22 protein-coding genes and 3 pseudogenes are annotated in these 26,962 nt (G+C 72.3%); 15 read left to right on the forward strand and 10 right to left on the reverse strand.

Going from position 1 to position 26,962, the window contains the following annotated elements; translation table 11 throughout:
- Positions 1 to 179: 179 nt before the first annotated feature.
- Both D455_RS29335 and D455_RS0105445 read left to right on the forward strand, forming a co-directional pair.
- A pseudogene (locus D455_RS29335) lies at positions 180 to 877 on the forward strand (cell wall anchor protein).
- Positions 878 to 1,042: 165 nt separating this feature from the next.
- Positions 1,043 to 1,831: a hypothetical protein gene (locus tag D455_RS0105445; RefSeq protein ID WP_026122347.1), complete on the forward strand. Its 789-nt coding sequence runs from the start codon at positions 1,043 to 1,045 to the stop codon at positions 1,829 to 1,831.
- Between the two features lie 205 nt (positions 1,832 to 2,036).
- Here the strand turns inward: D455_RS0105445 and D455_RS0105450 are convergent, their stop codons facing one another.
- Positions 2,037 to 2,246 (reverse strand): dodecin, encoded by a 210-nt coding sequence (locus D455_RS0105450; protein ID WP_017569749.1) that lies wholly within the window; start codon positions 2,244 to 2,246, stop codon positions 2,037 to 2,039.
- Between the two features lie 546 nt (positions 2,247 to 2,792).
- Between D455_RS0105450 and D455_RS32530 the strand changes: the two genes are divergently transcribed.
- Both D455_RS32530 and D455_RS0105465 read left to right on the forward strand, forming a co-directional pair.
- Positions 2,793 to 3,002, forward strand: coding sequence for a hypothetical protein (locus D455_RS32530; protein WP_083922145.1), 210 nt, complete (start codon positions 2,793 to 2,795; stop codon positions 3,000 to 3,002).
- 197 nt (positions 3,003 to 3,199) lie between these two features.
- Positions 3,200 to 4,267 carry a hypothetical protein gene (locus D455_RS0105465; protein ID WP_026122348.1) on the forward strand — a complete coding sequence of 356 codons (1,068 nt, stop codon included), beginning with the start codon at positions 3,200 to 3,202 and terminating at the stop codon, positions 4,265 to 4,267.
- Between the two features lie 62 nt (positions 4,268 to 4,329).
- Here the strand turns inward: D455_RS0105465 and mobA are convergent, their stop codons facing one another.
- From mobA to moaA, 5 genes and pseudogenes are all read right to left on the reverse strand, one after another.
- On the reverse strand, positions 4,330 to 4,923 hold the full coding sequence (mobA, locus tag D455_RS0105470; RefSeq protein ID WP_017569753.1) for a molybdenum cofactor guanylyltransferase: 594 nt from the start codon (positions 4,921 to 4,923) through the stop codon (positions 4,330 to 4,332).
- A 38-nt stretch (positions 4,924 to 4,961) separates the two neighbouring features.
- Positions 4,962 to 5,105, reverse strand: coding sequence for a zinc ribbon domain-containing protein (locus D455_RS33660; protein ID WP_152487003.1), 144 nt, complete (start codon positions 5,103 to 5,105; stop codon positions 4,962 to 4,964).
- A complete protein-coding gene (locus tag D455_RS0105475; protein ID WP_026122349.1) occupies positions 5,102 to 5,539 on the reverse strand; it encodes a hypothetical protein in 438 nt (145 codons plus the stop codon). The genes D455_RS33660 and D455_RS0105475 overlap by 4 nt, the downstream gene beginning before the upstream one ends.
- A gap of 97 nt (positions 5,540 to 5,636) precedes the next feature.
- Positions 5,637 to 6,824, reverse strand: a complete 1,188-nt coding sequence (locus tag D455_RS0105480; RefSeq protein WP_017569755.1) for an RtcB family protein — start codon at positions 6,822 to 6,824, stop codon at positions 5,637 to 5,639.
- A gap of 228 nt (positions 6,825 to 7,052) precedes the next feature.
- Positions 7,053 to 8,062, reverse strand: a pseudogene (gene moaA, locus D455_RS29340) (GTP 3',8-cyclase MoaA).
- A 349-nt stretch (positions 8,063 to 8,411) separates the two neighbouring features.
- Here moaA and D455_RS0105495 point away from each other — a divergent pair.
- Positions 8,412 to 9,245: an alpha/beta hydrolase gene (locus D455_RS0105495; RefSeq protein WP_017569756.1), complete on the forward strand. Its 834-nt coding sequence runs from the start codon at positions 8,412 to 8,414 to the stop codon at positions 9,243 to 9,245.
- A 116-nt stretch (positions 9,246 to 9,361) separates the two neighbouring features.
- Here D455_RS0105495 and yczR read toward each other — a convergent pair whose 3' ends face one another.
- Positions 9,362 to 10,825, reverse strand: a complete 1,464-nt coding sequence (gene yczR / locus D455_RS0105500) for a MocR-like transcription factor YczR (RefSeq protein WP_017569757.1) — start codon at positions 10,823 to 10,825, stop codon at positions 9,362 to 9,364.
- 179 nt (positions 10,826 to 11,004) lie between these two features.
- On the opposite strand from yczR, the gene yczE reads away from it, so the two are divergent.
- Positions 11,005 to 11,664, forward strand: a complete 660-nt coding sequence (yczE, locus tag D455_RS0105505; protein WP_017569758.1) for a membrane protein YczE — start codon at positions 11,005 to 11,007, stop codon at positions 11,662 to 11,664.
- A 521-nt stretch (positions 11,665 to 12,185) separates the two neighbouring features.
- A complete protein-coding gene (locus D455_RS0105510) occupies positions 12,186 to 13,976 on the forward strand; it encodes a glycoside hydrolase family 15 protein (RefSeq protein WP_026122350.1) in 1,791 nt (596 codons plus the stop codon).
- A 95-nt stretch (positions 13,977 to 14,071) separates the two neighbouring features.
- Here D455_RS0105510 and D455_RS0105515 read toward each other — a convergent pair whose 3' ends face one another.
- Positions 14,072 to 16,318, reverse strand: a complete 2,247-nt coding sequence (locus D455_RS0105515; RefSeq protein ID WP_017569760.1) for a protein kinase domain-containing protein — start codon at positions 16,316 to 16,318, stop codon at positions 14,072 to 14,074.
- Between the two features lie 199 nt (positions 16,319 to 16,517).
- Here D455_RS0105515 and D455_RS0105520 point away from each other — a divergent pair, with 199 nt between their 5' ends.
- From D455_RS0105520 to D455_RS0105540, 5 genes are all read left to right on the forward strand, one after another.
- Positions 16,518 to 18,188, forward strand: a complete 1,671-nt coding sequence (locus tag D455_RS0105520) for a serine/threonine-protein kinase (protein ID WP_017569761.1) — start codon at positions 16,518 to 16,520, stop codon at positions 18,186 to 18,188.
- Positions 18,189 to 18,292: 104 nt separating this feature from the next.
- Positions 18,293 to 18,688 carry a hypothetical protein gene (locus D455_RS0105525; protein WP_017569762.1) on the forward strand — a complete coding sequence of 132 codons (396 nt, stop codon included), beginning with the start codon at positions 18,293 to 18,295 and terminating at the stop codon, positions 18,686 to 18,688.
- A 239-nt stretch (positions 18,689 to 18,927) separates the two neighbouring features.
- Positions 18,928 to 19,149, forward strand: coding sequence for a DUF2283 domain-containing protein (locus D455_RS29345; RefSeq protein WP_241480172.1), 222 nt, complete (start codon positions 18,928 to 18,930; stop codon positions 19,147 to 19,149).
- A 10-nt stretch (positions 19,150 to 19,159) separates the two neighbouring features.
- The gene (locus tag D455_RS0105535; RefSeq protein ID WP_017569764.1) at positions 19,160 to 19,831 is read left to right on the forward strand and encodes a uracil-DNA glycosylase; all 672 of its coding nucleotides are present in this window, start codon (positions 19,160 to 19,162) and stop codon (positions 19,829 to 19,831) included.
- Positions 19,832 to 19,974: 143 nt separating this feature from the next.
- Complete coding sequence (locus D455_RS0105540; protein WP_017569765.1) at positions 19,975 to 23,187, forward strand: NACHT domain-containing protein; 3,213 nt, start codon at positions 19,975 to 19,977, stop codon at positions 23,185 to 23,187.
- Positions 23,188 to 23,385: 198 nt separating this feature from the next.
- Here D455_RS0105540 and D455_RS0105545 read toward each other — a convergent pair.
- Positions 23,386 to 24,177 (reverse strand): annotated as a pseudogene (locus D455_RS0105545) (SIR2 family NAD-dependent protein deacylase); the annotation flags it as partial.
- Positions 24,178 to 24,375: 198 nt separating this feature from the next.
- On the opposite strand from D455_RS0105545, the gene D455_RS0105550 reads away from it, so the two are divergent.
- A complete protein-coding gene (locus D455_RS0105550; protein ID WP_017569767.1) occupies positions 24,376 to 25,260 on the forward strand; it encodes a sulfotransferase family protein in 885 nt (294 codons plus the stop codon).
- 54 nt (positions 25,261 to 25,314) lie between these two features.
- Here the strand turns inward: D455_RS0105550 and D455_RS0105555 are convergent, their stop codons facing one another.
- A complete protein-coding gene (locus D455_RS0105555; RefSeq protein ID WP_026122352.1) occupies positions 25,315 to 25,905 on the reverse strand; it encodes a TetR/AcrR family transcriptional regulator in 591 nt (196 codons plus the stop codon).
- A 140-nt stretch (positions 25,906 to 26,045) separates the two neighbouring features.
- On the opposite strand from D455_RS0105555, the gene D455_RS35120 reads away from it, so the two are divergent.
- Both D455_RS35120 and D455_RS35125 read left to right on the forward strand, forming a co-directional pair.
- Positions 26,046 to 26,330: an EamA family transporter gene (locus D455_RS35120; protein ID WP_449289298.1), complete on the forward strand. Its 285-nt coding sequence runs from the start codon at positions 26,046 to 26,048 to the stop codon at positions 26,328 to 26,330.
- A 4-nt stretch (positions 26,331 to 26,334) separates the two neighbouring features.
- Complete coding sequence (locus D455_RS35125; RefSeq protein WP_241480175.1) at positions 26,335 to 26,895, forward strand: DMT family transporter; 561 nt, start codon at positions 26,335 to 26,337, stop codon at positions 26,893 to 26,895.
- Positions 26,896 to 26,962 lie beyond the last annotated feature (67 nt).

A 26,962-nucleotide genomic window follows, 5' to 3' on the forward strand; every position in this document is an offset into this window, starting at 1 on the left:
GCGGGCGCTGACCCCGGGCCCGTCCGGTCGGGCGGGCCCGGCCCGTCCGACCGCCTCCGCGTACTCCCGCTCACCTGACTCACCTCACACACCGGCAGTCACCCAACCCTTCCTGGCCGGTGTCGGCCAGGGGGAAGCAGACCGTTGCGGCCCCCTCACGGGCGTGTGAACCTGACGCGGTGACCCCCGCGCAGATCTGGACCCTCGTCGCGCTGGGCGCCTTCCACGGCCTGCACCCGGGTATGGGCTGGCTGTTGGCCGTGACCCGCGGTCTCCAGGAGGGCGGTCGCGCCCAGGTACTACGTTCGCTGCCCGCCATCGCCCTCGGACACGCGGCGAGCGTGGCGATAGCGGCCGTCGCCATCACCGTCACCGGTTCGGTCACCGCCTCCGTGCTCTTTCCGGTGGTGGGCGGCGCGGTGATCGTGACGGTGGGGCTGGTGATGCTGCTGTCGCGGCGGCACTTCCACTGGCGCGAGGTGCGGCTNCGTTCCTGATGTCTTCGGCGCACGGCGCGGGGCTGATGGTGATGCCGGTACTGGCGGGTCGGCTCGCGCACACCCACTCCGGCGGTCACGGCGCACACGGTGCCACGGCGTCGGGGGGTCCGGCCGGGAGCGGCGGCACGGAGGTGGCGGCCACGGGAGGCGGCGCATCGGCCGAGGGGGTGTGGACCCTGTGGGACGCGACGCTCGTCGGTCTGGCCGCGACCGGTGTGCACACGCTGGCGATGCTCGTCGCGGCGGGGGTCGCGGCGCTGATCGCCCACGACTTCCTGGGGGTACACGCGTTGCGCTGGCGCGGGGTGACCATGGACCGTGTCTGGGCGTTGACGCTGATCCTGGGAGGCCTGTTCGTCCTGTGGTCGGTGTGGTGACCGGCTCCCCGGGCTCCCCGGGCTCCCGAAGCGGCGGAGACGACCCGACGTGGAAAGATGTCCGTGGTGCCGGAAACCTGGGTATCTCCCAGAAGGTTGACTCCCCGGGACCCGCGCCGGAGGCGGGAACGCCGCCCTGCGCGCACACGGAGGGGCGGAGGGCCGATGACGCAGGGGAACGCGCGATCCGGGCGCCGGTGGCTCGGAGCACTCATGGCCGTGGCCGTCCTGGCCGCCCTGGTCCTCGTCACGACCGTGGGCGCCCGCTGGCTGGCACGGAACACCGACCTGTTTCCCGTCTCGGCCCCGTGGGGCCCCGAGTGCGCGGTGTGGACGGGCGAGGTACAGGTCCGGCTGGAGCGCGAACAGGCGCGACGGGCGACCACCGCGGCCGCCGTCGCCGTGCAGGGTGACGACGCCCCGATCGAGGCACCCGACACCGGCGACATCCCCGACACGGTGATGACCCTGTTGGAGGAGGGCCCCGAGGCGGATGCCGGTCCCTCGCTGACCTGCCGTTCCGCCAGGAACCCCGATCTGCGGGTGCAGGAGGACCTGGAACCCTCCGGCCTGACCCCGCGCGCCCAGCACCTGCTGGACGGGATGAGGGCGCACTTCTCCGACCTGAACGTGGGTGGTTTCGTGCCCGGCGGCTTCAGCACCGGCCACGGCGACGACTCCGCGCACTACGACGGCCGCGCGATCGACGTCTTCCACCGGCCGGTCAACGAGGAGAACCGCCGCGCGGGGTGGGTGATGGCGCACTGGCTGATCGCGCACGCCCCGGACCACGAGATCGACGTGATCATCTTCGACGACCGGATCTGGAGCACGAGCTTCCCGTCACTGGGATGGCGCGACTACGACGCCGGCTCCGACGACGAGGTCCTGCGGCACCTGGACCACGTACACGTGGACGTACAGCGCGGCCGGGAGGTCTCCGAGGAACGCTGACGCCCCCGCCCCGGCGGAGGGGTGCGCGGTCCCGCGGAGGTGGCGCGTCCGGTGTCCGTGGCCGCGGCGGACACGGACACCGTTCGGGCGTCGGACACGCGGCGGGCCACGCGGCCCGCCGGACGGGACGGTCGCCGCGGCGTGCGCTCCGCCCGGCCAACCGTGTGGGCGCCACACGGACCGCCGCGGTCGTGGCCCCGGCCGTTCAGCCGTCCAGGCGGAACCCCACCTTGAGGCCCACCTGGAAGTGCGCGACGTCCCCCTCCTCGATGTGCCCGCGGATCTCGGTGACCTCGAACCAGTCGAGTTCGCGCAACGTGGCCGAGGCCCGGTCGATGCCGTTGCGGATGGCCTGGTCGATGCCCTGCGGCGAGGTGCCGACGATCTCCGTGACGCGGTAGGTGTTGTGGGACATGTGGACTCCCCCGTGGTCGTTGCTCGCGGTCGCGTGCGACGCGACCCCCGACCCCTGACTCCCCGTAATCACCTTGAGTCACACGGGTAACCTCCGTGCGCCCGCGCCGGACCGGCGAGGGGGGCGGCGGGCGCTTTACCGTGCGAGGAGATGGAGCTGGCACACGACTGGGGCTCTCTTGACTCCGAACGCGCGGACCACTTGGGTCGATGTTATGGGCGAAATGCCAGATGAGTCCTGACCTGGGACTTAAGACCCTGTATCTGTGGGACTCTCCCGAGACAACGTCGTAACTGACTCTTGACGTACACCGGGGGGCATCGGTGTACATTGGGTTCTAGCGCTTCGGTCCCCCGTCGAAGCGTGGGAGCGATGTTTCGAGCCCCCGTTGGAACATCGCCTGCGACGCCGGGTGGTTTGCCCCCGTAGCCACCCGGCGTCGCCTTCTGTGTCCGCCCCCGGTCAGTGTGCGGGCGACCGGCGGGAAAGACCCGAACGTGCCCGTCGCTTGACCATGACGGCAGTTTCCCGGTTGGGGGTTCAGGATTGGGTAAAACGGAGGCGCCGCGGTGTTCGCGGCGCGGGTGCCGCGCCGAGGCGACGTGGGCGCTGGTGTGGAACAACCCGAAGCTGCACACGCCCGACCGGCGCAAGGTGTGGACGGCCTGCGACGAGCACCGCGAGTACCTGTCCACCTTCCTGGACATGCGCGGGTTCCTGCGCGAGACCGTCCCCATGGCCGAGTTCGAGGGCTGAGGGAGCCGGGGCGGGAACACCGGGAGCCGGGCGGTCGCCCCGTACGTCGGCGTGGCGGGGATCAACGTCCCGGGCGGGATCCGCCCTCCCCGATCGTCGTGGCCCACCGGAACGGAACCGCGCAGGCGGCGGGGAACGGCTCGTGGACGGCTCCCCCGTGGCCGGGGTTGTCGGTGGCCGCTGACAGGATCACCGGCATGGTTCTCGTACGTACGACTCCGCCGCGGCCCGTCGAGGTGAGCGCGGTCCTTCCCGAGCTGGCTCCGTTGGCGCGTCCCGCGATCCGGCTGCATCCCCGCCCCGGGTCGCCCTCGCCGGAGGAGAGCTCGGTCGGGGGGCCGTTGCTGTGGCCGCTCGAGGAGCCGTGGCCGCACTGCGAAGGCGCGCACCTGGACAGCGGGTTCCGCCAGTCGCCGACGGAGGTACGGCTGGAGAGGCGCAGGCTGGCCCGGCTGCACCGTGACCCCCACGGCCCCTCGTTCACACCCGAGGAGGAGGCGCTCAGGGACCAGGACGCCGCGAGGTTCGAGAAGCGGCTCGACGCCGGTCCTCCCTGGCCCGAGGAGTGCCCGGTCCCCATGCTGCCCGTGGCCCAGCTGTACCTGCGCGACGTACCGCTGTTGCGGCCGCCCGGCCAGGCCGACCTGCTCCAGGTCCTCTGGTGTCCCTACGAGCACGAGCCGGACTGGAAACCCGCGACCGCGGTGTTCTGGCGGTCCGCCGCCTCGGTCTCCGACGTCCTCGCCACACCGCCGGAACCGTACGAGGCGAACTACCCGGGTTACGTGCCGGAACCGTGCCTGGTGGCACCGGAGGCGGTCACCGAGTACCCCGACAGCCTCGATCTGAGCCCGGAGACGCTGCTGGCGGTGGGGGACCTGAGCAGGTGGCAGGCGGCCGGCGTGGACGTGGACAGCGAGTACGAGGAGTATCCGGAGGGTTTCTACGACGGGAATCTGGCTGCCTCCCCCGGCTGGAAGGTCGGGGGATGGCCGCCATGGGGCCGCACCGACCCGGTCCCCCGGCACTGCACCGTCTGCGACGCCCGGATGGTCCCGCTGCTGACCATCGCGTCCTTCGAGTGGGACGCCGCCACGCGTGGCTGGGCGCCGTACGAGGACCGGGAGGCCGCCCACGCCGACGGTCATCGCGCCGGACTGAACCCCGCGCAACCCACGAAGGTCGAGGTGGGCGGTACGGACAACATGCAGATCTACGTGTGCCCGACCTCTCCCGAGCACCCGCACACCGACCTGATCCAGTGACCTCCGGGCCCGCGAACCGCCCCCGGCGCGGGCCCGTCACCCGGTTTCCTCCGCCGGACGGCTCAGCCGGTCGGCGGCTCAAGGAGGCGGCGGGCGCGGGCGAGGTCGTCGGGGGTGTCGCAGTCGGCCACGGCCAGGTCGTCGGCCAGGGGCACCGCGCGGGGTCCGAGGGGCCCCAGCAGCCCGTACAGGGAGCGGCCCCGGTGGTCGGCGAGGGCGGCGCGCAGGCTGTCGGTCCGCCACACGCTGGTGAGCCACTGCTCGCGCCCTGTGGAGTCCACGAACACCGCGCCCTCGTCGTCGCCCTCCGGTGCGTCGGCGAGGGCGGCCAGGTGGGTGGTGTCCAGGTGGGGCAGGTCGGCGGCCAGCAGCGCGAACCAGGGGGTGCGCACGTGCGGCAGCCCGGCGCGCAGGGCGGCCACCGGGCCGGAGCCGGGCGGGTCCTCCCGGACGTAGAGCGCGCGGGGAGCCTCCCGGGGCGGGCCGACCACGATGATCCGGCCGGGGTCCTCCGCGTCGGCGTTGTGGGCGCGGACGGCGTCGGTGACCCGTTCCAGCAGGGTGCGTCCGGCCACGGCCAGCCCGGGCTTGTCCACGCCGCCCATGCGGCTGCCCGCGCCTCCGGCCAGGACGATCGCGTCCAGGGGTCCGTCCACCCTCCCGCCATGGGCCATCACGGCGCTCCTCACACGCGTCAGCCGTTGTGGTGTCCGCAGTTCGGACACGTCTTCTGCCCCGCGGACAGGGGTTCGCCGCACCGGGAGCAGTACCCGGTGACCGGTTTGTTGCGCTGTCCCTGCCTCGGGACGCCGCGTCTGATCGGCCCCACCGCGCTCACGCCTCCGTCTCGGCGAGTCCGTCCATCACGTCGTCCAGGACGGTCCTGCGGTGGTCCATCGACATCAGCCGCAGCTCCTTGAGCGCGGGCGCGGTGTCCACGCTGGCGCCCTGGGGCCCCTGGACCGTGCACACCCGCATGCAGTGCTGGGTGGGCTCGCGCCAGAAGTCGCGTTCGTCGACGGGGGCGATGCGGTACACCGTGGCCGGGTACTGGACCGGCCCGCCCGGGGAGTACCAGTGCTGGGTGCGGGTCAGCACGAAGCCCGTGAGGAGCGAGTCGAACACCCCGCCGGAGGCGAGGTCGGTCAGGGCCTCGTGGTCCCCCTCCCGACGACACTCGTCGCAGCCCTCCAGCTCCGCACGCAGCAGCCAGCGGGCGCGGGCGTGGCTCACCTCGGAGTTCTTCAGCTTGCTCGGGTGTCGGTGTCCCATGCTGGGAAGGGTACGCCGATCCCCCGGGAACCGGTAGCCGCCCCCGGGCCGGGAACCGCTGGTACGGCCCCGGTCCGGCGGCGGCCTCCGTCGCTGCTCACCCCTTGACGCACACCACCTGGCGCAGGTGGGCGACCACCTCGACCAGGTCGGCCTGGGCCTCGATCACCGACTCCAGGTCCTTGTACGCGGCCGGGATCTCGTCCACGACACCCGCGTCCTTGCGGCACTCCACGCCCCTGGTCTGCTCGGCCAGGTCCGCCTCGGTGAAGGTCCTGCGGGCCTTGTTCCGGCTCATCCGCCGCCCCGCCCCGTGCGAGGCGGAGTTGAACGAGGCCGGGTTGCCCAGTCCGCGGACGATGTAGGTCCCCGTGGCCATGGAACCCGGGATGATGCCGAGCTCGCCCGTTCCGGCGCGGATGGCGCCCTTGCGGGTGACGAGCACGTCCACCCCGTCGTAGGTCTCCTCGGCCACGTAGTTGTGGTGGCAGGAGATCCACTGCTCGAAGCGGGTTCCGGGGATCTGCTCGGCCACGGTCCGGCAGGCCAGGCCCATCATCACGTCGCGGTTGCGCCGCGCGTACTCCTGGGCCCAGAACAGGTCGCGGCGGTAGGCGTCCATCTCCGGGGTTCCGGCGACGAACACCGCCAGGTCCCGGTCGGGCAGGTCCTGGTTGTGCGGCAGGGCCCTGGCCCGCTCGATGTGGTGCGAGGCCAGTTCCTTGCCGATGTTGCGCGAACCGGAGTGCAGGACCAGCCACACCGCGCCGTCGTCGTCCAGGCACACCTCGAGGAAGTGGTTGCCCCCGCCGAGGGTGCCCATCTGGCGCCGGGCGCGGGCGAGGCGGGGGCGGACGGCGTCGGCCAGTCCGTCGAAGCCCTCCCAGAACCCGGACCACGCGGTGCCGCGCAGGGCGGGGACGGTGGCGGGGTCGACCGGTTCGTCGTGGGCGTGGAAGCCGACCGGGATCACGGCCTCCAGGGCGGAGCGCAGCCGTCCCAGGTCGTCGGGCAGGCGTTCGGCGGTCAGGTCGGTGCGCACGGCGGTCATCCCGCAGCCGATGTCCACCCCGACGGCGGCGGGGCTGACCGCGTCGCGCATGGCGATGACCGATCCCACGGTGGCGCCCTTGCCGTAGTGCACGTCGGGCATGACGGCCAGACCGTGCACCCAGGGCACGCGGGTGACGTTGCGCAGCTGTTCCATCGCCGCGGCCTCGACCTCGTCGGGCGCGGTCCACATACGGATGGGGACGCGTTCCCCCGGAACCTCGGTGTAGGGCATGTGCGGGCCACCTCCCCTTCCGGACCAGGCGTTCGTTCGTACGGGCACGTCCACGTTCGTGCCCCGGAACATCAAGCCAGAGGCGGGCGGGCGGCGCAACGCGTTTTCCGCGGGGCGTCCGCCGCGGGTGGGCGGTCGGGGAGGTCTCGGGGTGGGAGGGGCCGGGGTCCGGAGCGGCGGCGTCGGGGCGCGGCGAGCGGTGAAGGGGTCGGGTGGTGAAGGCGTGCGTCAGCCGCCGATCGCCGACATCGGCCGGGGCGGCTGGAGGAAGCTGGGGTCGTTGATGCCGTGCCCGGGCAGCTTGGTGGCCACGGCCCTGGTCCAGCTCTCGGCGATCTCCTCGTCGGTGGCTCCGCCCCGCAGCAGGGAGCGCAGGTCGGACTCCTCCCGGGCGAACAGGCAGTTGCGCACCTGGCCGTCGGCGGTGAGGCGGACACGGTCGCAGGCCCCGCAGAAGGGCCGGGTGACCGAGCCGATGACGCCGACGGTGGCCTGCTCCCCGTTGGGGAAGCGGGCTCCGCGCACGTGGAAGAGTTCGGCGGGCGCACTGCCGCGTGTGTCGGCGTCGGCGGCGTCCAGCGTGAACTCGGTTTCGAGGCGGGCCAGGATCTCCTCGGCGGTGATCATNNNGTGTCGCGCCGCCAGCCGTGCTGGGCGTCCAGGGGCATCTGCTCGATGAACCGCAGCTCGTAGCCGTGTTCGACGCAGAAGCGCAGGAGGTCGGGGGCCTCGTCGTCGTTGGTTCCGCGCATGAGCACGGCGTTGACCTTGACCGGGGTGAGTCCGGCGTCGGCGGCGCCCGCCAGGCCGTCGAGGACGTCGGGGAGTCGGCGGCGCCGGGCGAGGGTCTCGAACACCTCGGGGCTGAGGGTGTCGAGGGAGACGTTGACCCGGTCGAGTCCGGCCTCGGCGAGGGCGGGGGCCATGCGGGCCAGTCCGATGCCGTTGGTGGTCAGGGCGGTGTGTGGGCGGGGTCGCAGCTCGGTGGTTCCGGCGATGAGGCCGGGCAGGCCGCGGCGGAGCAGGGGTTCACCGCCGGTGAAGCGCACCTCGGTGATGCCGAGGCGGGTGACACCGACGCGGATGAGGCGGAGGAGTTCGTCGTCGGTGAGCAGTTCCGGTTTGGGCAGCCACTCCAGCCCTTCCGGTGGCATGCAGTAGGTGCATCTGAGGTTGCAGCGGTCGGTGAGCGAGACCCTCAGGTCAGTCGCCACTCGCCCATAGGAGTCGGCCAGCACGGGCGTCACCCTCTCCAGTCCGAGTTGCCGGGCAGTCCGTGTGTGGAGATACCCCGCCCGAGGGATACCCATAGATAAGCGTAGAAGATCACCTTTCGACACAGGCAGACTGAATCACGTCGTATGCCGTATTTCGTGGCAGGACACGAGAGGCCGGTCCCCGCATGGGGTGATCACACACCTCACCGGGAGCGACCACCGCGAACCCCGGGGTGCGCCCGGCCCCTCCCCCGTCACGCGTGCGCGGACCACCCCGCTGCGCACCGGCCCCCTGGCACCGTAGTGTGGCCGTCCGACGGTCGCGGTCCGATCGTCGCAGACGAAAGCGCGGGCAAGGAGGCGGGACACGGTGATCACCACACGCGAGTGGGCCCTGGCGGGCGGCCCCGACGGTTCGGGAAGGCTGGCGGCACGGGCGTGGGCCCCGACCGAGGGGGAACCGACCTGGCTGGCGGTGCTGGTCCACGGCTACGGCGAGCACCTGGGGCGGTACCAGCAGGTGGCCGAGGACCTGGTCCGTGCGGGCGCGGTGGTCTACGGCGCCGACCACCGCGGGCACGGGCGGTCGTCGGGCGAGCGGGTGCTGATCGACGACTACGCGGGCGTGGTCGAGGACGTGCACCGGCTCGTCACCCAGGCGCGCACCGCCTACCGGACGCTGCCGCTGGTGCTCATCGGCCACTCCATGGGCGGGCTCATCGCCTCCCGCTACGCCCAGACGCACCCCGACGAACTCCGGGCGCTGGTGCTGTCCGGGCCGGTGCTGGGCCGGTGGACGTCCCTGGAGCGGATCGCCGCAGCCGAGGAGATCCCCGACGCCCCCATCGACCCCTCCACCCTCTCGCGCGACCCGGCCGTGGGCGAGGCGTACGTGGCCGACGAGCTGGTGTGGCACGGCCCCTTCAAGCGCGCCACCGTGAACGCGCTGCTCACCGAGATGGAGCGTGGGCTCGCGGGCGGGAGCGTGGGCGCGCTGCCGCTGCTGTGGGTGCACGGGTCCGACGACCAGCTGGTGCCGGTGCGGGACACGAAGGTGGGCATCGAGGCGGTCGCGGGAGAGGACTTCACCGCGAGGGTCTTCCCCGGTGCTCGGCACGAGGTGTTCAACGAGACCAACCGGGACGAGGTGCTCGGCGAGGTGATCCGCTTCGCCCGGCGCTTCGCCGTTCCGGGCGGCGCCTGAGGACGCGCGTCGGAGGGCGCCGTTGGCTCCTCCGGGATCCCCCGGCCCACCAGCTCCGGCACGCCCTCACCCGCCCCTCCCCGAGGACGCCCCGGCCTTCCGGCCGGGGGAGGAAGTCAAACGTAGAGCTGCCCCCGGGGCTGCACCGGGTGGACCAGGGTCTCGGTGTAGGCGGTGGCCAGGCGCTCCACCGCGTCGGTGAGCACGTCCGGCGGCTGGGTGTAGGCCAGGCGCAGGTAACGTTCCAGGGTTCCGTCGGCGCCGAACACCGGCCCGGCTGCCGGGTGCACCCCGTGCCGGACGGAGGCCGTGGCCAGCGCGCTGGCCACCGGGTGGGGCAGGGTCGTCCACAGCACCAGCCCGCCCCCGGGCACGCTGGGCCGCCAGTCGGGCAGCCGCTCGCGCAGCGCACGCAGCAGCACGTCCCGGTTGCGGCGCAGCTGGCGACTGCGCTCGGCGCGGATGCGCAGCACGTCGGCGAGCAGATGGGTGGCGGTGAGCTGGTCCATCACCGCCCCCGCCAGGTCGAAACGCTGCCGGATGGCCATCAGGCGGGCCACCATCGGCGGCGTGGTGCGCACCCACCCCACCCGCAGGCCGCCCCACAGCAGTTTGGCCACCGAACCCACCGTCAGCACCCGGCCGTCGGTGTCGTGGGCGGCCACCGGCGCGGGCAGATCGCCGGAGTCGATGGCCAGTTCGGCGACCGACTCGTCGATGATCAGGTGGGTCCCGGCCCGACGCGCCTCGCGCACCAGGATCCGGCGCTCATCGTCGTCCATGAGGGCGCCGGTGGGGTTCTGGAAGTCGGGGATGAGGTAGGCCAGACCGGGTTTCCACTGGCGGAACGCGTCGACGAGGTACTCCATGTCCCAGCCCTGCGGGGTCACCCCGACCGTGCGCACCCGTGCCCCGGCCTGGCGGATGGCGTCCAGCGCGTGCGGGTAGGTGGGCGACTCCACCAGCACCTCGTCGCCGGATTGCAGGAGCATGTCCACGGCCAGGGCGACGCCCTGCTGGGAGCCGTTGGTGACGAAGATCTGCTCGGGTGTGGTGGGCAGGCCGCGCTCGACGTAGCGCCGGGCGATGGCGTGGCGCAGTTCGGGCAGCCCGTAGGGGTAGTAGCCGAGCCCGCCCACGTGCGCGGAGAGCCGCTCGGCGGCCTGGAAGGCGGCGGCACGCAGTCCCTCCACGGCCGGGGGCGCGGCCACCCCCAGGTCGATGTGCTCGGCGGTGGGGATGAACGGTGAGGGCTCGCTGGTGCCGGAGTCGGGCAGGACGGTCCAGCTGCCCGCTCCCTGCCTGCTCTCCAGGAAGCGGTTGTCCCGCAGCCAGGCGTAGGCGGCGGTGACGGTGTTGCGGCTGACCCCCAGGGCGGCGGCCAGGTCGCGTTCGGCCGGAAGGCGGGTGTTGGTGGGGACGCGGCCGTCCAGGACCAGCCCGCTGACGGAGCGGGCGATGGCCAGGTAGTAGGGGCGTTCCACGGGAGCCTCACCGATGAGGCGCGCCAGCAGACGTCCGTTGATCCGCCGGGTACCGCCTCCGGAGCGCTCCGCGCGGTGGCCGTTCTGTTTCGCCATGCCGTTCCCCGTCGCCGTGTTTGAAAGGGCCAGTTGCCTCGATTGGCTCTTCAATCCAGGCGCCACATCCGCCACGATACCCAGGTGGCTTCCTGATTCCAGGTCCAAAGGACAACGATCAGGCCCCGCCTGCCCCGCAGGCTCTCGTCCGATGATCCCATGAAAGGCCAGGTGCCCCCGTGACCACGATCGCCGCCCTGTTGGGGCGGGTGTTGATCACCCCCGTTCTCCCGCGTCCCCGGCTACGCCGCCTGGTCCAGCTGTACACGGGCCTGACCCTCTACGGGCTGAGCGGCGCACTGCTGGTCCACGCGGGGTTGGGCGCGATGCCGTGGGACGTGCTGCACCAGGGGTTGTCCCGACAGACCGGGCTGTCCATCGGCACGTGGAGCGTGCTGGTGGGCGCGATGCTCATGCTGCTGTGGATCCCGCTGCGTCAGAAGCCGGGCCTGGGCACGTTGAGCAACGTGGTCGTGGTGGGCGTGACGGTGGACCTGTTTCTGTGGCTGCTGCCCGAGGCGTCCACTCTGGTGGTGCGCGTGCTGCTACTGGCGCTCGGCGTGGTGGTGTGCGCGGCCGCGACCGGGTGCTACATCGGCGCCCAGCTGGGGCCGGGCCCCCGGGACGGGCTGATGGTCGGCCTGGCGGCGCGGGGATGGTCGGTGCGCCTGGCCCGGACCGTGATCGAGGTGGCCGTCGTGGTCACCGGTGTCCTCCTGGGCGGCACCGTGGGCGTGGGAACACTGGTGTTCGCGCTGGCGATCGGCCCCCTGGCCCAGGTCTTCCTCCCCCTGATGCGCATGCCCGACCGGACCGTCGCGGACGCTCCCCGGCCCTGACGTTCACCGGGGCGCGAAGGGCGCGGGACCCGCCCGGTTCTGGCGTCCTCACGGGGTTGCGGACGCCTCCGTTCCTCCTTTCCGGAACGTCTTGGCCTCCTCGTCACCGGATCTTGATCACCGCGTCATAACTTCTGACCTGACAAACGTTCCTATTCCTCCACATACCTCGCTGCACCTTCCGATGCACGTGCAATTGCGGGTGGCGCGCTCCCGGTGAAGCAGGGAAGATGGGAGGCGCGGTGAAGGAAAAGGACCGCGTTCGGGGCGGTTCCCTGGCACCGGCCTTTTCGGCTGCCCTCGCCTGGGCACATTACCGGGTGGAAGGCAAGCGGCGGCTGGTGCGGAGGCGGAACGTGGCCCGAACGGCGCCTGGCGGCGGGTCCGCTCCCTGTGGCGGGCTGGGAGGACCCCGACGAGGCGCGCACACCGGTGTGCGCGCGGACGGCCGCCGTGAGGCACGGCGCACCCCACGAGGCGCCGACCGTAGGAACCATGACGACGTGACGGGGGTGAGCCGCGTGCCCGGCTGGATTGAGGACTACGCAATGATCGGCGACATGCAGACCGCCGCGCTGGTCGGGCGTGACGGTTCCATCGACTGGGCGTGCCTCCCCGACTTCGACTCCTCCGCCTGCTTCGCCGCGCTGCTCGGCGACGAGCAGAACGGCAGCTGGGTCCTGCGCCCCGCCGAGGGCGACCCCCGCGCCGTCCGCCGCCGCTACCGTGGCGACACGCTCATCCTGGAGTCGGAGTGGGACACCGGCTCCGGGTCCGTGCGGGTCATCGACTTCATGCCGCCGCGCGGCGGCGCCCCCCACATCGTCCGCATCGTCGAGGGGCTGACCGGTGCGGTGCGCATGGAGACCGTCATGCGCATCCGCTTCGACTACGGCCACGTCGTGCCGTGGGTGCACCGTGCCGGTACCGAACTGGTCGCCATCGCCGGGCCCGACTCCGTCTGGCTGAGCAGCCCCATCCCCCTCCAGGGCCACAACTTCACCCACGACGCCACCTTCACCGTCACCGCGGGCCAGCGCGTGCCCTTCGTGATGACGTGGCACCCCTCCCAGGTGGAGGAGTCCGATCACCTCGACGCGGAGAAAGCGCTCTCCCGCACGGAGAGGTTCTGGGAGAAGTGGGTCAACCAGTGCACCTACGAGGGCCCCTACCGCGAGGCGGTCATCCGTTCCCTCATCGTGCTCAAGGCCCTCACCTACCGCCCCACCGGCGGGATCGTCGCCGCGCCCACCACCTCCCTGCCCGAGGAGATCGGCGGCGTGCGCAACTGGGACTACCGCTACTGCTGGCTGCGCGACGCCACCATCACCCTGGAGGCGATGATCCGCTCGGGTTACAAGGACGAGGCCCTGGCCTGGCGCGAGTGGCTGGTGCGGGCGATCGCTGGCGAACCCCAGCTCATGCAGATCATGTACGGCATCCGCGGTGAGCGCAGACTCACCGAGTGGGAGGCCGAGTGGCTGCCGGGGTACGAGGCCTCACGGCCGGTCCGGGTCGGCAACGCCGCCGTGGGCCAGTACCAGCTCGACGTCTACGGCGAGGTCATGGACGTGCTGCACCTGGCCCGCCGCCACAACATCCGCGGCGGCGACTACCTGTGGGGGTTGCAGCGCTCGCTGGTCAACTACCTGGAGTGGTGCTGGGACGAACCGGACGAGGGCCTGTGGGAGGTGCGCGGGCCGCGCCAGCACTTCGTGCACTCCAAGGTGATGGCCTGGGTGGCGGCCGACCGCGCGGTGCGCAGCATCGAGGAGTTCGGCAAGGAGGGCCCCATCGAACGCTGGAGGGCCCTGCGCGACACCATCCACGCCGAGGTGTGCGAGTACGGCTACGACCCCCAGCGCAACACGTTCACGCAGTACTACGGCAGCAAGGAGCTGGACGCCGCGCTGCTGCTGATCCCCGAGGTGGGTTTCCTGCCCTACGACGACCCGCGCGTGGTCGGCACCATCGAGGCGGTCCGCAAGGATCTGATGGTGGACGGGTTCGTGCTGCGCTACCGCACCGACCTGGACAACTCCGCCGACAAGCTGCCCGGCGACGAGGGCGCGTTCCTGGCGTGCAGTTTCTGGATGGCCAACGCGCTGCTGTCCATCGGCCGCCAGGACGAGGCCCGCGAGCTGTTCGAGCGCCTGCTGTCGCTGCGCAACGACGTGGGTCTGCTCGCCGAGGAGTGGGACCCGCGTGAGAACCGCCAGGTGGGCAACTTCCCCCAGGCGTTCAGCCACGTGCCGCTGGTGACCACCGCGCTGAACCTGAGCACCCGTCAGGGGGCGTGGCGCGCCGAGTAGGCCCGCCGTTGCCCTGACCCATGAGCGTTGGAGCGGCGCCCCCGCGGCCGGTGACGGCAGCGGGGGCGCGCCGCGCGTGTCGGGCGCGTCCCGGCTCAGCCCGCGGTGAGGGCGGGGTCGGCCCAGACCGGGTAGATGCCCTCGTCGTCGCTCTCCACCGCCAGACGCAGGCGCAGGGCGTCGGTGACGTCGACCTCGATGTCCAGCGTCTCGCCCAGGCGCAGGGTCTCGGTGACCTCGGCCTCGCCGTCCACGTGCACGGTGAACGTGGTGGTGGCACTGGCACTGGAGGTGTCGTCGATGCCGATGGTGGCGGTGAACGTCGTCCAGTCGCGGCCGAGGTTGTAGTCGACCCAGCCCGTGCACTCGGAACTGCCGCAGTCGGTGGGGACGAGGGCGCGGCTGTAGGCCTCGCCGTTGAGCTCCGCGCGGCCCGCGTCGGGTGCCCATCCGTAACCCAGGCCGTCGACGACCTCCATCTGGGTCAGCAGGGTGGTCTCCGGCACGGTGTCCGTGGGTCCCTCCGACCCGGGTTTCCCGGAGGACTCCGCCGTCGGGGGCTCGTCCTGCCCGGTCGGTTCGGAGACCGAACCCTGGTCGGGGTCCTCTGAGGGTCCCTGGTCGGCGGCCGCGTCCGTCTCCGTACCCGGATCACCGGCGGCCACGGTGGTCGTTCCGAAGCGGTCCATGACGTAGAAGGTGGCCGTGCCGCCCGCGACCATGGCGAGCACGACGAGGATCGCGAGCCCGACCAGCCTGGGCTTGCGCGATCCGCGTTTCCCGGGCCCGTCCGTCTCCGGAACCGCCGCGCCGTGCGCGGCCGCGTGGGGGAAGGCCCCCGTGGCGTGGGGCTGCGGGTGACCGCCCCAGCCAGGCTGCGGGCCGGTGGCCGCCGGAACGGGACCGGTCCGGGCGGGTCCGACCGGACCCGAGTGCACGGCGCCGGGCATCGGCTGCCGGGGAGGGGTCCCCTGCGGCGGTGTTCCCGCGTGCGGAGGCTGGCCCTGCGGACCGGAGACCGGACCGCCCTGCCCGCCCGGCGGGGGTCCGGGTCGTCCGGGCGGCGGTCCCGCGGGCTGGCCGCCCTGAGGACCGCTGGTGCGCGGGGGCACGGCGTGACTGGTGGGCGTACCGCGCATTCCGCCGACCGGGCGCGGGGGCATGGCCTCGGCTCCCGCCTCCGCCGCGGGACGGTCACCCGACGTGGCGGACGGCACGGGGTCCCGCCCCGACTGCTTCCCACCACCCGGCCGCCCGGGCGTCTGGGGCCGCTCACCGCCCCGCACGTCCTCCACCGGGGCGCTCTCCGGGGGAGGACCGGACACCCGTCCGCCCTGCGGCGGGGCCGCGAACCGCGCGTCGCCGCCCTCCACCGACGGGGCGGAGGACTCGGCCCTCTCGTCGGCCGCCGCCGCGAGGACGGCACCGCCCGGTTCGGCCACCGGACCCGTCCACGGCGCCGACGTGGACAGGGAGCGCAGCCCCCGGATCCACTCCGAGGATTGGGGGCGGTCACCCGGCTCGGCGGAGAACATGGACATGGCCAGGTCGCGCTGGCGCTCCCCCGCGTTGGCCACCAGCGGCAGCGCGCCGAAGCGCTCACGCAGCTGCTCGGGCGTGGGCGGCGGGTCCTCGCCGGTCAGGGTGAAGAAGGCGATGGCGCCGAAGGCGTAGCGGTCGGTGGCCGCCGAGTACTCACCGTTGAAGATCTCGGGAGCGGCGTAGCCGGGGGTGAACCAGGGGCGGGCGGTCATGTGGCGTGCGGCGATCCGGCTGAGGCCGAAGTCGACCAGGGTGGCCTGGCCCTCCTCGCTGATCATGATGTTGCCGGGCGACAGGTCACCGTGCACCACCACCCGCTTGGACGGGGTGGCGCGCCCGGAGTGGAGCATGTCCAGCACCAGGGCGATCTGTTCCAGGTAGCGCAGGGCCTCACGCTGGCCGCGCGGCCCCTCGACGGCGTGTTCGGCCCGCCAGTCGCGCAGGTCCACGCCCTCGACGTAGTTCATGACCAGGTACAGGGCGCGGTCGGTGTACTCGCCCGCCCCGCCGGCCGGGTGCTCCGGCGCGCCCTCGAAGTGCTCGCGGACGCCGACCACGCCGAGCCGGTTGATGAAGCGCAGCAGCTCCGCCTGCTCGCCCCACTTCGCGCTCAGCTCGGCGAACTGCTCCTCGTTCGCGGTCACGTCGGAGTTGAGAACCTTCACCACGACCGGCTCGGTCTGCCCGGCCAGGGACACCTCGGCCAGGTAGAGGGTGGCCTCGCCACCACGCCCCACCGACCGGACGAGACGGTACTTGTCCGGTTGTGGGTCCGGACCGACGTAGAGATTCAGGCTCACGGCTCTGATACTCGATTCCACACGGGGGACGGGGGTCGAAACGCCCGGGGCGCGGGGTTCGGGCCCCCGGACGGAAGACCACAGTAACGCGGACGGATGTAGCCTTACGCCACGACCGCGAGGACCTCCACAGCCGTCATCGGCCGTGGGAGCGGTGTGGACACTGACACTGACGGCGATGGGTTGGTGAGGGGTTTCGGTGGCCGGGGAACGCGTTCTGGGCGGCCGTTACCGTCTGGTCTCCCAGCTGGGCAGGGGCAGCATGGGCGAGGTCTGGCACGCGGTGGACGAACTGCTGGACCGGGCCGTGGCGGTCAAGCTGCTCAGGGCGGGCCGCGGGGCCTCGGAGGAGGTGGTCGCCCGGTTCCGCCGCGAGGCACGGCTCACCGCCCGCCTGGCGGGTCACCCCAACGTGGTGATCCTGCACGACTTCGGCAACGACGGGGCCCGCGGAGAACCCGACTCGGTGTACGCGGTGATGGAACTGGTGGCGGGGCGCCCGCTGACCGCCCTGTCGCGTGAGAGCGGGCCGATGCCGGTACCGCGCGCCGCCGACCTGGTGTCCCAGGCCGCGTCCGGGCTGGGCGCGGCACACGCCGCGGAGATCGTGCACCGCGACGTCAAGCCGGGCAACCTGATGGTGGTCGAGGAGGGCGTCGGGGGCGGCACGGTGAAGGTGCTCGACTTCGGGATCGCCGCGCTCACCGCCGCCACGCAGAGCCGCCGCATCACCCAGACCGGCCAGGTGATCGGTACGCCCCTGTACATGTCGCCCGAGCAGGTGCGCGGTGAGCGGGTGGGGCGGGCCGGCGACCTGTACTCGCTGGGCGCGATCCTGTACCAGCTGCTGACCGGCCGGCCCCCGTTCACCTCCGACGACCCGCTGGCGGTGCTGCGCCGACACCTGGTGGAGGCGCCGCGGCCGGTCGTGGAGTTGCGCCCGGATGTGCCGGTGCCGCTGTCGGAGCTGGTGGGGTCGATGCTGGCCAAGCACACCCGGGAGCGGCCCGCGACCGCCGAGGAGGTGCGGGACCGGCTGGCTCCCTTCCTGGCCTCCGATCCCGTACGGCCGTCGCGCCCCAGGAGCGCGCCGCACGCCAGCGCCCCCTCGGCCGTTCCCACGACGCGGCCCTACACGCGGGTGGCCACCACCCGGCCCGAGACGGTCGGTCCCGAGGATCCCGGGCGGCTGCTGGCGCTGGTGGAGGAGGCCCGGGTCGCGGCCGACTCCGGGCAGTTCGCGGCGGCGGCCCGGCGGCTGCGCGCGCTGCTGCCCCGGCTGCGGGTGACGTTCGGACCCGAACACGCGGACACGCTGCGGGCGCGCCGTCGGGAGGCCTACCTGACCGGTAAGAGCGGGGAGCACCGGCGGGCCGTGGAGCTCCTGGACGTGCTGTTGGCCGATCTGGTGCGGATCCACGGGACGCGGCACCCCGAGGCCCTGACCGTGCGCCACTACCTGGCGACGAACGCCGGACGGGCGGGCGACCACGCCCTGGCCGCGCGTGTGCACGGGGACCTGCTGCCCGACCTGGTGGCCGTGCACGGGCCGGACGCCGAGCGGGTGCTGACCACCCGGCTGTACCTGGCCTTCGAGGTCGGCGAGGCCGGTGACCCGGCGCGGTCGGTGGAGCTGCTGGGGGAGCTGGTGCCGGATCTGACACGTGTGCTGGGCGAGGACCACGCGTCCACGCTGCGCGCCCGCCACTACCAGGCGGCCTACCTGGGCCACGCGGGCCGTCCGGCCGAGGCGGCGCGCCGTTACCACGAGCTGTTGGCCCACCACACGCGGGTGCACGGCGCGCGGAGCGCGGCCACCGAGCGCGTCCGCGCCCATCTGCACCGGTGGCAGGACCGCGCCCGGGGGTAGCGTGACCCCGTTCACCGGGAGGACGGAGACCCGGCGGAGCGGGGATGAGGTGATTCCGCTGTTCTCCTGCGCTGTCCCCGCTCTTCGGCCTGGTCCCAAGCTCCATGGGACAGACCGGGGGCTCGCCTGACCGTGTCTTCCTCCTCGGGCGTGAGATCGGCGTGGACGGAGACGTCCTTTCGATTCGCGATCCAACCCTGCGCGTGCTCAAGCTGGATCGTCTACCCCGCGGCATGGAACCGGGTGTGGCTTCCGCCCTGCTGGAGCCCACTGGGAAAGAGGATGACCTCCAGGTGTTCCTGGAGGTCATCCGCCCCTCCGGGGCGATCGCGCTGTCCATGAGCGGAACGATCGACACGGCTCCGTCCGGCCACGGTGGTGTCTGGGCTCGTGCCCCGCACATGGTGATCGATGAGGCCGGTGAATGGATCGTCAGAACACAGACAGGTCAGATTCGTGCCGCTCGCGTGATCGACGTCGTGTTGGAGGCGGCGGAGTAGACGCCTCCACGTCTGACCGCACACCTGCGCGAGAGGCTGCGACAACGACGCGTCACCCAGGATGACGTCCTCGCGACGCCACGACGTCCTTTGGACGGAAAACACGGTTCCACGGACAACTCCTACGAGTTGTACGGGTGGACCGGCGATGGCAGGAAGATCTATGTCGCGGTGAAGGACACGACCTGGGGAACACCGGACCCTGTGATCAAGACGGTGGTGGAAGTATCGGGATCTCCATGGCAGTGCCTCGGAAGGTGACGATCGACCAGGAAGCGGACGCGGGTTACCTGACCCTCACCGACGCCCCCGTCGAGAGGACCGTCGACCACGGTACGTTCATCATCGACTACTCCGCTGACGGCCGGCCGGTCGGCGTGGAGGCCCTCAGACGAGGCCGGGTGCCGCCGGAGGCGCCTCGAACGCCCGAAGCGGACGTGGATGTCGCTCGCTGCCGCTAGTGTTCTGGCCATGCCGAAGGACCTGAAGGAAATCATGGAAGCCGGGTGGGCCGAGGCCCTGGAACCGGTCGCGCCGCAGATCGCCGCGATGGGCGACTTCCTCCGCCAGGAGGTCGCGGAGGGGCGGACCTACCTGCCCGCCGGGGACAACGTCCTGCGCGCCTTCCAGCAGCCGTTCGAGGACGTGCGCGTACTCATCGTGGGCCAGGACCCCTACCCGACCCCGGGCAACGCGGTGGGCCTGAGCTTCTCCGTCGCCCCGGACGTGCGCCTGCCCGCGAGCCTGCGCAACATCTACAAGGAGATGGTCGAGGACCTGGGGGTGCCCATGCCCTCCAACGGCGACCTCACCCCGTGGACCAAGCAGGGCGTGCTGCTGCTCAACAGGGTGCTGACCGTGGCGCCGGGCAAGGCGGGCTCGCACCGGGGCAAGGGCTGGGAGGCCGTCACCGAGCAGGCCATCCGGGCGCTCGCCGAACGCGACAAGCCGCTGGTGGGGATCCTGTGGGGGCGCGACGCCCGCAACCTGCGCCCGATGATGCCGGGCGTGCCGTGCGTGGAGTCCGCGCACCCGAGCCCGCTGTCGGCCAAGAACGGGTTCTTCGGTTCGAGGCCGTTCAGCCGCACCAACGAACTGCTCAAGGAACAGAACTCCGAACTGGTGAACTGGGAGCTGCCCTAGCGGATCCCAGTACGGGACCCGCACCGAGGTCCGGTCACCCCGGATCGCCCCCGAAACCCCTGTCGACCTGCGGACTCGGCACCGCCTCCGGTGCCGGGTCCGACCGTGTTTCCGCCCCCTCGAAACCGGAAGAGGCACCCCCGATGGCCAAACGGCTCACCTACGCGGACGCTTTGAGGATCCTCGGACAGAACGACCCGGAGGCGATGGACCTCGCCGAGAGGCTCACGGACGGCGGCCTGGGGCTGATGGGGGTCCCCGACCTCTTCGGGGCCCGGGGAGCGCTGGTGAGCGGGGGACGCCGCGCCATCGAGGGCATCCGGGGCAAGCTCAGCGGTGAGAGCCGCCTGTCCCGGACGGAGAAGATCGAGGCCGCGCACCAGATCATCATGGTCGTCGCGTTCTTCGAGGCGGTGGAGGAGTCCCTGGAGGAACTGGACGCCCCCTTCGCCCTGAAGGACCTGGAGTTCACCAAGGAGGAGCAGACCGGGCTGATGGAGCGCGTCCTGGCGCACAGCGGGTCCGCCCCGGCCCTGTCCCTGGGACCGGGCTGGGCCTCCCGTTTCTTCTCGGACTTCCTGTTCCGTGACTTCGCGAGGGCCCTGACGGGGCTCGCGGTGGCCGAACGGCACGGCCTCACCTCCGCCGACCACACCCTTCTCAGGAGGATGGGGGACATCGTCCCCGAGTACGCCGCCCGGCGGTACCGGGAGTCCTACCGGCAGCTCTCCGCCGACGTCCCCGAGTTCGGGATGTGGGTGCACCTCGCCGAGCACGAGAGCACGCGCGCGGCCGTCGGAACGGGGCTCGGGGAGCTGCGGCGGTACCTGGAGGAGGTCGGTTCCCACCGCGAGGTGGACGACCGTCGGCGGGAGCTGTCCGCCGGTTACCAGGCGGTCCTGCGCCAGCCCGTGCTGCGTTCGGACGACCTTCCCCCGGGCATCTCCCTGCCCACGCTGGAGGAGGCCTACGTCGCGCCCCGGGGCCGCGCCGCCTACGCGGTGCACAGCGGCACCCCCTCCACCGAGGAGTGGTGGGACCGGCTGCCCGTGGTCGACGACCTCCAGCCGGTGATCGCCGCCCACCTCGTCCACCCGCTCGCCACGGAGGTCCCCACGGTCATCCTGGGCCACCCCGGAGCGGGCAAGTCCAAGTTCACGGAGATGCTGGCGGCCCGCCTTCCCGCGTCGGACTTCCTCCCGATCCGGGTGGAGCTGCGCTCGGTCCAGCCGAACGCCCCCATCCACGCGCAGATCGAGGACGGGCTCGCCACGACTCTCCACACACGGGTGTCCTGGCGCGAACTCGCGGAGTCGGCGGACGGGGCGCTGCCCGTCGTCATCCTGGACGGGTTCGACGAACTCCTCCAGGCCACAGGGGTGGACCGCTCCGACTACCTGGAGCGGATCCAGGAGTTCCAGCACCAGCAGGAGGCACTGGGCCAGCCCGTGGCCGTCATCGTCACCAGCCGCACCGTGGTGGCGGACCGGGCCCGCTTCCCCGACGGCTCCATGGTGATGCGGCTGGAGCCCTTCGACGAGGAGCAGATCGGACGGATGCTGGAGGTGTGGAACCGCGCCAATTCCTCCGCACTCGCCTCCCAGGGCCTCGAACCGCTGACCGCGGACGTCCTCATGACCTACCGCGAACTGGCCGAGCAGCCCCTGCTGCTGTTGATGCTGCTCATCTACGACGCCGGGGACAACGGGTTGCGGCGCGTCTCCCGGACCCTGACCCACGGGGAGCTGTACGAGCGCCTGCTGACCATGTTCGCCAGGCGCGAGGTGGACAAGCACCACTCCGGCCTGGGTAGGGACGACTTCGACGACGAGGTCGAGAACGAACTCCGCCGTCTGGAGGTCGCCGCCCTGGCGATGTTCACCCGACGCAGGCAGAGCGTGGGCGCCGACGAGCTGGACCGGGACCTGACGGTCCTCATGCCCGACGCGGCGGTGCGCGCCGAGGGCGCCGATCTGCACGGGCGGATCGCCCCCGCGCACCAGGTGCTGGGCCGGTTCTTCTTCGTCCACGAGGCCCGCGCGAAGGTCTCCGGCGGGGACGCGAGCGTCTTCGAGTTCCTGCACGCCACCTTCGGCGAGTACCTGGTGGCGCGGGCCGTGGCGATCGCGCTGGAGGAGCTGCACGAGTCCCGTTCGCGTTCGTCCCGGCGCCGGGGGCGGGCCGCGCCCATCGACGACGGCGAGTTGTACGCGCTGTCCTCCTTCGCCACCTACGCGGGCCGGGAGAAGGTCGTGGACTTCCTCGCCGAACTCCTGGAGCGGCGGTTCGCCGAGGAGCCGGAGGCCCGCGAGGACTACGCGCGGCTGCTCGTGGAGCTGTTCCAGGAGGCGCCCTTCCCGGCCTCCAACCGCTCCCACACCGCCTACGAGCCCGTGCGGCTGCCGTTGACCCGGCGCGAGGCCAACTACACCAGCAACCTCATGATCCTGCTGTGCCTGGTGCGTGAGGACCCGGTCGACGTCCGGGAGCTGTTCCCGGACTCCCCCGACACCCTCCAGGACTGGCAGCACACGGCCGCGCTGTGGCGGACCCTGCCGGGAACCGAGTGGTTCAGCATCGTGGCGACCCTGCGCGTGCGCCACCTGGGCGGCTGGGCTGACGACGGGGCCGTCACCGTCGTGGGTCTGGACGACTCCTCACCGGTCAACGTCGGGGAGAGCATGGGGTTCGAGCTGCGGATGAACGTGGACGCCGAGCCGGACGTGCTCGACCCCTACGAGATCACGGTGCCGCATGACACGACCACCTCCCGGCTGCTGCGGTCGACGGCGATGCGGGTCAACGGCACGGCCGCGCGCTTCCTGCTCGGACTGTTGCCCTACCTGCGTCACGTCTCCGATGACCTGGCGACCTGGTACTGGGGGCCGCGTTCCCACAGGGAGTCGTTCTGGCTCAACGTCCACGAGGTACTACGGCTGCGGTTGGTCCCCGCCGCGCAGAACCCCGGTGAGCGTCTCGAAACCTACGGCCGGTTCTTCACCGGCCATGTCCTGGGCCCGTCGGAACACCTGGCGCTCAGGCAGGCCGTCGAGGACCTCAACCTGCCTTCCGTCGACTCCGGTTTCGTTGACCGGTTGCAGCGCCTGCTGGAGAGCTACCTTTCCAGGGTGACGGAGGTGGTGACCGGCCCCCAACCCAACGCCGCGGTGGTCGCACCGACCCTTCGCGGCCTGCGAAGCTTCGTCTCCCAGGAAACCCTCTCGCGCGTTCTGGACCTGGTGCAAGGGAACACCCTCCCAGAAATCCAGGCACAGGCCATCGACACCGTCGCACCCGCCTCCCGGGACCGCGACCAGGCGGGTGTGGGGAACTACTACGGCAGCGCGGACGGCTGACCGTCCGGCCGCAGACGTCACTCCAGCGCGCCGGAACCCACCTCAGGGTTCCGGCGCGGGTCTCCCCGCGCTTTCGACCCCACGACGCGGACGATCGCCTCCGGGAGCCGCCAGCGCGGCACAAGCCCCGGACTCCCCTGCTGACACGGGCCCGGACCGCCGTGTCCGCCGCTCCGGTTCCACGGCGGGGGCCGCCNCCGCGCGCACCCGCTCCACCAGGGCGGGGACGGCCTTCCCGATGGGATCGCGGACCACGGCGCTGGCGAAGTCGTCGTAGGGCGTGGGCTCGGCGTTGACCACGACCAGGCTGGCCCGCGCCATCATGGCCACGTCGCACAGCCCCGCCGCCGGGTGGACCGTCAGCGAGGTGCCCACGGCCACGAGCACGTCGCACTCGCGGGCGGCCCTGGCCGCCTCGTCGATGACGTCCGCGTCCAGCCGCTGACCGAAGGAGATGGTGTCCGACTTCTGGATGCCCCCGCACTCCACGCACCGGGGGTCGGACTCCTCGTCCAGGCGCGCCAACACCGTCTCGCTCGGCGTGCGCAGCCCGCACGCCATGCACACCACCCGCAGCATGGTTCCGTGCACCTCGACGACCGCGTCCTCGGACACCCCGCCCGCCTGGTGCAGGCCGTCGATGTTCTGGGTGATCAGCGCGCGCAGCCGTCCCGTGGCCTCCAGGTCGGCGAACGCCCGGTGCGCGGCGTTGGGTCCGGCCCGCCACACCTGGTGGGCGCGGCGCTGCGCCCACACCTCTCGGCGCACGTTCACGTCGCCCATGTAGGTGTCGATGTCCGACAGGGCCTGCGCACCCGGGTCGGTCGTCCACACCCCCTGCGGGCCGCGGAAGTCGGGGATCCCGGAGTCGGTGGACACGCCCGCGCCGGTGAGCACCGTGATGCGTCCTGCGGACTCCAGGAGGTCGGCGGCCCGCGCGAACCCCTCGGGGTCGGCGAAGGACGCGGAGTCGGTGGTCGTCGAGGCCATATCCCATTCTTACAACGGCCCCGGGACTGCTCGCCCCATCCGGCGCGTCACGGGAAACCGTGCACGGAGGGCCGCATCCGCGTCCCCGTCGCCCCCCGCGCGTACCGGTCCGCGCCCCCGGGAACGTGTGGGACGCGGAGGCCGAATCCCCAGCCGATGTACGCGAGATGGGCAAAGGGTGCAAAAATCGACACAGTCATGAAGCAGCCGTCCTACATCCTCGTAGTCAACGGGACCAAGGTCGAGCGCCCGGTGTTCGTGCTGGGCGCTCCCCACTCAGGAGTCCCCGAGATCGCCCGCGCTCTGTCGCGCGTACCCGGGTTCCACCTCGGCGCGGGTTCGTCGGGCGTGCTCAACGCCGTCTACGCCGTGGCCAGACGCCCCTCCCTCGCGCTGGAGAGGGTCGCCGGCACGGCGAGCCTGCTGCGCGAGGCCTACGCCGAGGCCTGGCAGCTCACCCCCCTGACCTGTCCCCGCTGTCCGGGGCCGTGGGCGCGCGTGCCCGCCAACGCCTCCGCCGAACCCTGCGAGCACAGCGCGGAGGTGCGCCGCTACGGCGACGCCAGCCCCGACCTGCTGTTCTGCGCCACCGCCCTGCACGCGGCCTTCCCCGACGCCCTGTTCGTGCAGGTCATCCGGGACGGACGCGACGTCATCGCGGACATGATGGAGGACGAGCAATCGCTGGCCTGGCTCAGGCCGAGCTTCATGAAGCTGGACCACGAGTTCCCCAACCACTTCTTCGGGTTGGAGGAGGAGTCGGACCTGGACACGTTCACGGAGGGCTCCACGGCCGCCAAGTGCGCGATGCGGTGGCGCGGGGCGGTCCGCATGTCGGCGATGCTGCGTCGCAGCATCGGCGCCGAGCAGTTGCTGACCCTGCGCTACGAGGACGTGCACGGCGGGGAGGTCAGGGCGGCCGGGCAGCTGCGTAAGTTCACCGGGGCACGGGTGTCGGCCTCGGAGCTGCTGACCGGGAGGTCCTGGGGTGTGGGCTCCTGGCGTGAACGCCTGTCCCGCACCCAGCAGGGCGACGTGCGCGAGATCGCGGGTGCGGAGCTGTCCCGGCTCGGTTACCGCTGAACCGGGACCGGTGCCGGCTGGGCCGGGGCCGGTGTCCTCGCGCCGGGGTCTCCCTCAGTCCGCGCCGTGGACGGTCATCAGGGCGTCGGCGGCGGCACGCGCGGTGCGCGCGGCGTCCCGGACTCCGGTGACGTTGCGGGCGACGACCGCCCCCTCGTGCAGCATGGCCAGCGCGTCGCCGAGCGCGGCCGGGTCCGCGGCGCCGGCCCGCTCCGCGAGGTCGGCGTAGAGGCCGTGCAGCCATCGCTTCTGCTCCTCGGCGACGGCCCGGCCCGGGTGCTCGGGGTCGGAGAGCTCGGCGTAGGCGTTGACCATGGCGCAGCCGCGCGGGTTCTCCTCGTCCATCCACCTCTCCAGGGCGTCGAAGGTGGCGGCGACACGCGCCCGGGGGGCGTCGCCGGCCCGCTCCAGGTAGCCGCCGAGGTGCTCGCGCCAACGGGCGTCGCGGGCGCGCAGGTACTGGACGACGAGCTGTTGCTTGGATCCGAACCGGTCGTAGATGGTCTTCTTGGTCACTCCGGCCCGTTCGGCGACCAGCTCCATGCCGACGGTGTTGATGCCGCGGGTGTAGAACAGCTCGGTCGCCACCTCCAGGACCCGGCGCGCGGCCGGGGTCAGCGGTGCCGTCGGTGTCATCGCGGCCATGGTGACCACTCCTCCCCGTCTTGGTCGACGTCACTACATGGTGAGTATACCGACCGGTCTGTTTACCTGCGGGCATGGAACCCAGAACGTCTCCGACCCGCTCCCTCCTGCCCGTCCTGCTCGCCGCCGGGCTGGTGGTGATGTGGAGTTCCGGCTTCGTCGGCGCGGAACTGGGCAGTCGCCACGCCCCCGCGACGACCCTGCTGGCCTGGCGCTTCCTGGCCGTGGCCGCGCTGCTGGCCGCGTGGTGCCTGTGGCGCGGCACTCGGATGCCGCGGCGGGACCTGGCGGCGCACGCCGTGCTCGGCCTGCTGTCCCAGGCCGGGTACCTGTACGGGGTGTTCGCGGCGGCGCAGGCGGGGGTGGACGCCGGGACGAGCGCGCTGGTGGCCGCGCTCCAGCCGNNNGGTCCCGCTGCTGGGTGAGCGGGTGCGGCCCCGCCAGCTGGCGGGCCTGGCGGCGGGCCTGGCCGGGGTCGGCCTGGTGGTGGGCGCGGACCTGTTCCGACCGGACGCGGCACCGTGGTGGGGATACCTGCTGCCGTTCGGGGCGATGCTCTCCCTGGTGGCCGCGACCCTGCTGGAGCGCCGCGTGCGGCCCGGGGGCTCTGTGGTGGAGGCCCTGGCGGTGCAGTGCGTGGTGAGCGCCGCCCTCTTCACCGGGCTGGCCGCCGTCACGGGGACCCTGGCCCCGCCGGCCGACCCCGGGTTCTGGCTGGCGGTGGCCTGGGTGGTGGTGCTGTCGACACTGGGCGGTTACGGGTTGTACTGGGTCAACCTGGCCCGGACGAACGTGGCCCGGGTGTCGGCGCTGCTGTACCTGACCCCGCCGACCACGCTGGTGTGGTCCTGGCTGATGTTCGGCGATCCGGTGGGACCGGGCGCGCTGGCGGGGATGGCGGTGTGCGCGGTGGCCGTGCTGCTGATGAGCGCCGGCGGGACCGAACGGCCCTCACCCGTTCGGGCGCCCACGGGCCCCCGGAAGGGGTGAGGCTCCCCTCCGGGCACCCGGGCAGGGGCCGCGCGGCACCCGTGAACGGCGGCTGGGAGTGGTGGCC

The organism is Nocardiopsis halotolerans DSM 44410 (assembly GCF_000341065.1).
GTDB lineage: Bacteria > Actinomycetota > Actinomycetes > Streptosporangiales > Streptosporangiaceae > Nocardiopsis > Nocardiopsis halotolerans.

Coding starts and splice junctions, on each gene's coding strand:
- yczR (WP_017569757.1), bottom strand. CDS start 10,825: ATGGCGAAACAGAACGGCCACCGCGCGGAGCGCTCCGGAGGCGGTACC.
- D455_RS0105555 (WP_026122352.1), bottom strand. CDS start 25,905: ATGGCCGCGATGACACCGACGGCACCGCTGACCCCGGCCGCGCGCCGG.
- D455_RS0105525 (WP_017569762.1), top strand. CDS start 18,293: ATGGGACAGACCGGGGGCTCGCCTGACCGTGTCTTCCTCCTCGGGCGT.
- D455_RS0105450 (WP_017569749.1), bottom strand. CDS start 2,246: ATGTCCCACAACACCTACCGCGTCACGGAGATCGTCGGCACCTCGCCG.
- D455_RS0105480 (WP_017569755.1), bottom strand. CDS start 6,824: ATGCCCTACACCGAGGTTCCGGGGGAACGCGTCCCCATCCGTATGTGG.
- D455_RS0105540 (WP_017569765.1), top strand. CDS start 19,975: ATGGCCAAACGGCTCACCTACGCGGACGCTTTGAGGATCCTCGGACAG.
- D455_RS0105475 (WP_026122349.1), bottom strand. CDS start 5,539: ATGGGACACCGACACCCGAGCAAGCTGAAGAACTCCGAGGTGAGCCAC.
- D455_RS0105445 (WP_026122347.1), top strand. CDS start 1,043: ATGACGCAGGGGAACGCGCGATCCGGGCGCCGGTGGCTCGGAGCACTC.
- D455_RS0105535 (WP_017569764.1), top strand. CDS start 19,160: ATGCCGAAGGACCTGAAGGAAATCATGGAAGCCGGGTGGGCCGAGGCC.
- D455_RS0105465 (WP_026122348.1), top strand. CDS start 3,200: ATGGTTCTCGTACGTACGACTCCGCCGCGGCCCGTCGAGGTGAGCGCG.
- D455_RS0105550 (WP_017569767.1), top strand. CDS start 24,376: ATGAAGCAGCCGTCCTACATCCTCGTAGTCAACGGGACCAAGGTCGAG.
- D455_RS29345 (WP_241480172.1), top strand. CDS start 18,928: ATGGCAGTGCCTCGGAAGGTGACGATCGACCAGGAAGCGGACGCGGGT.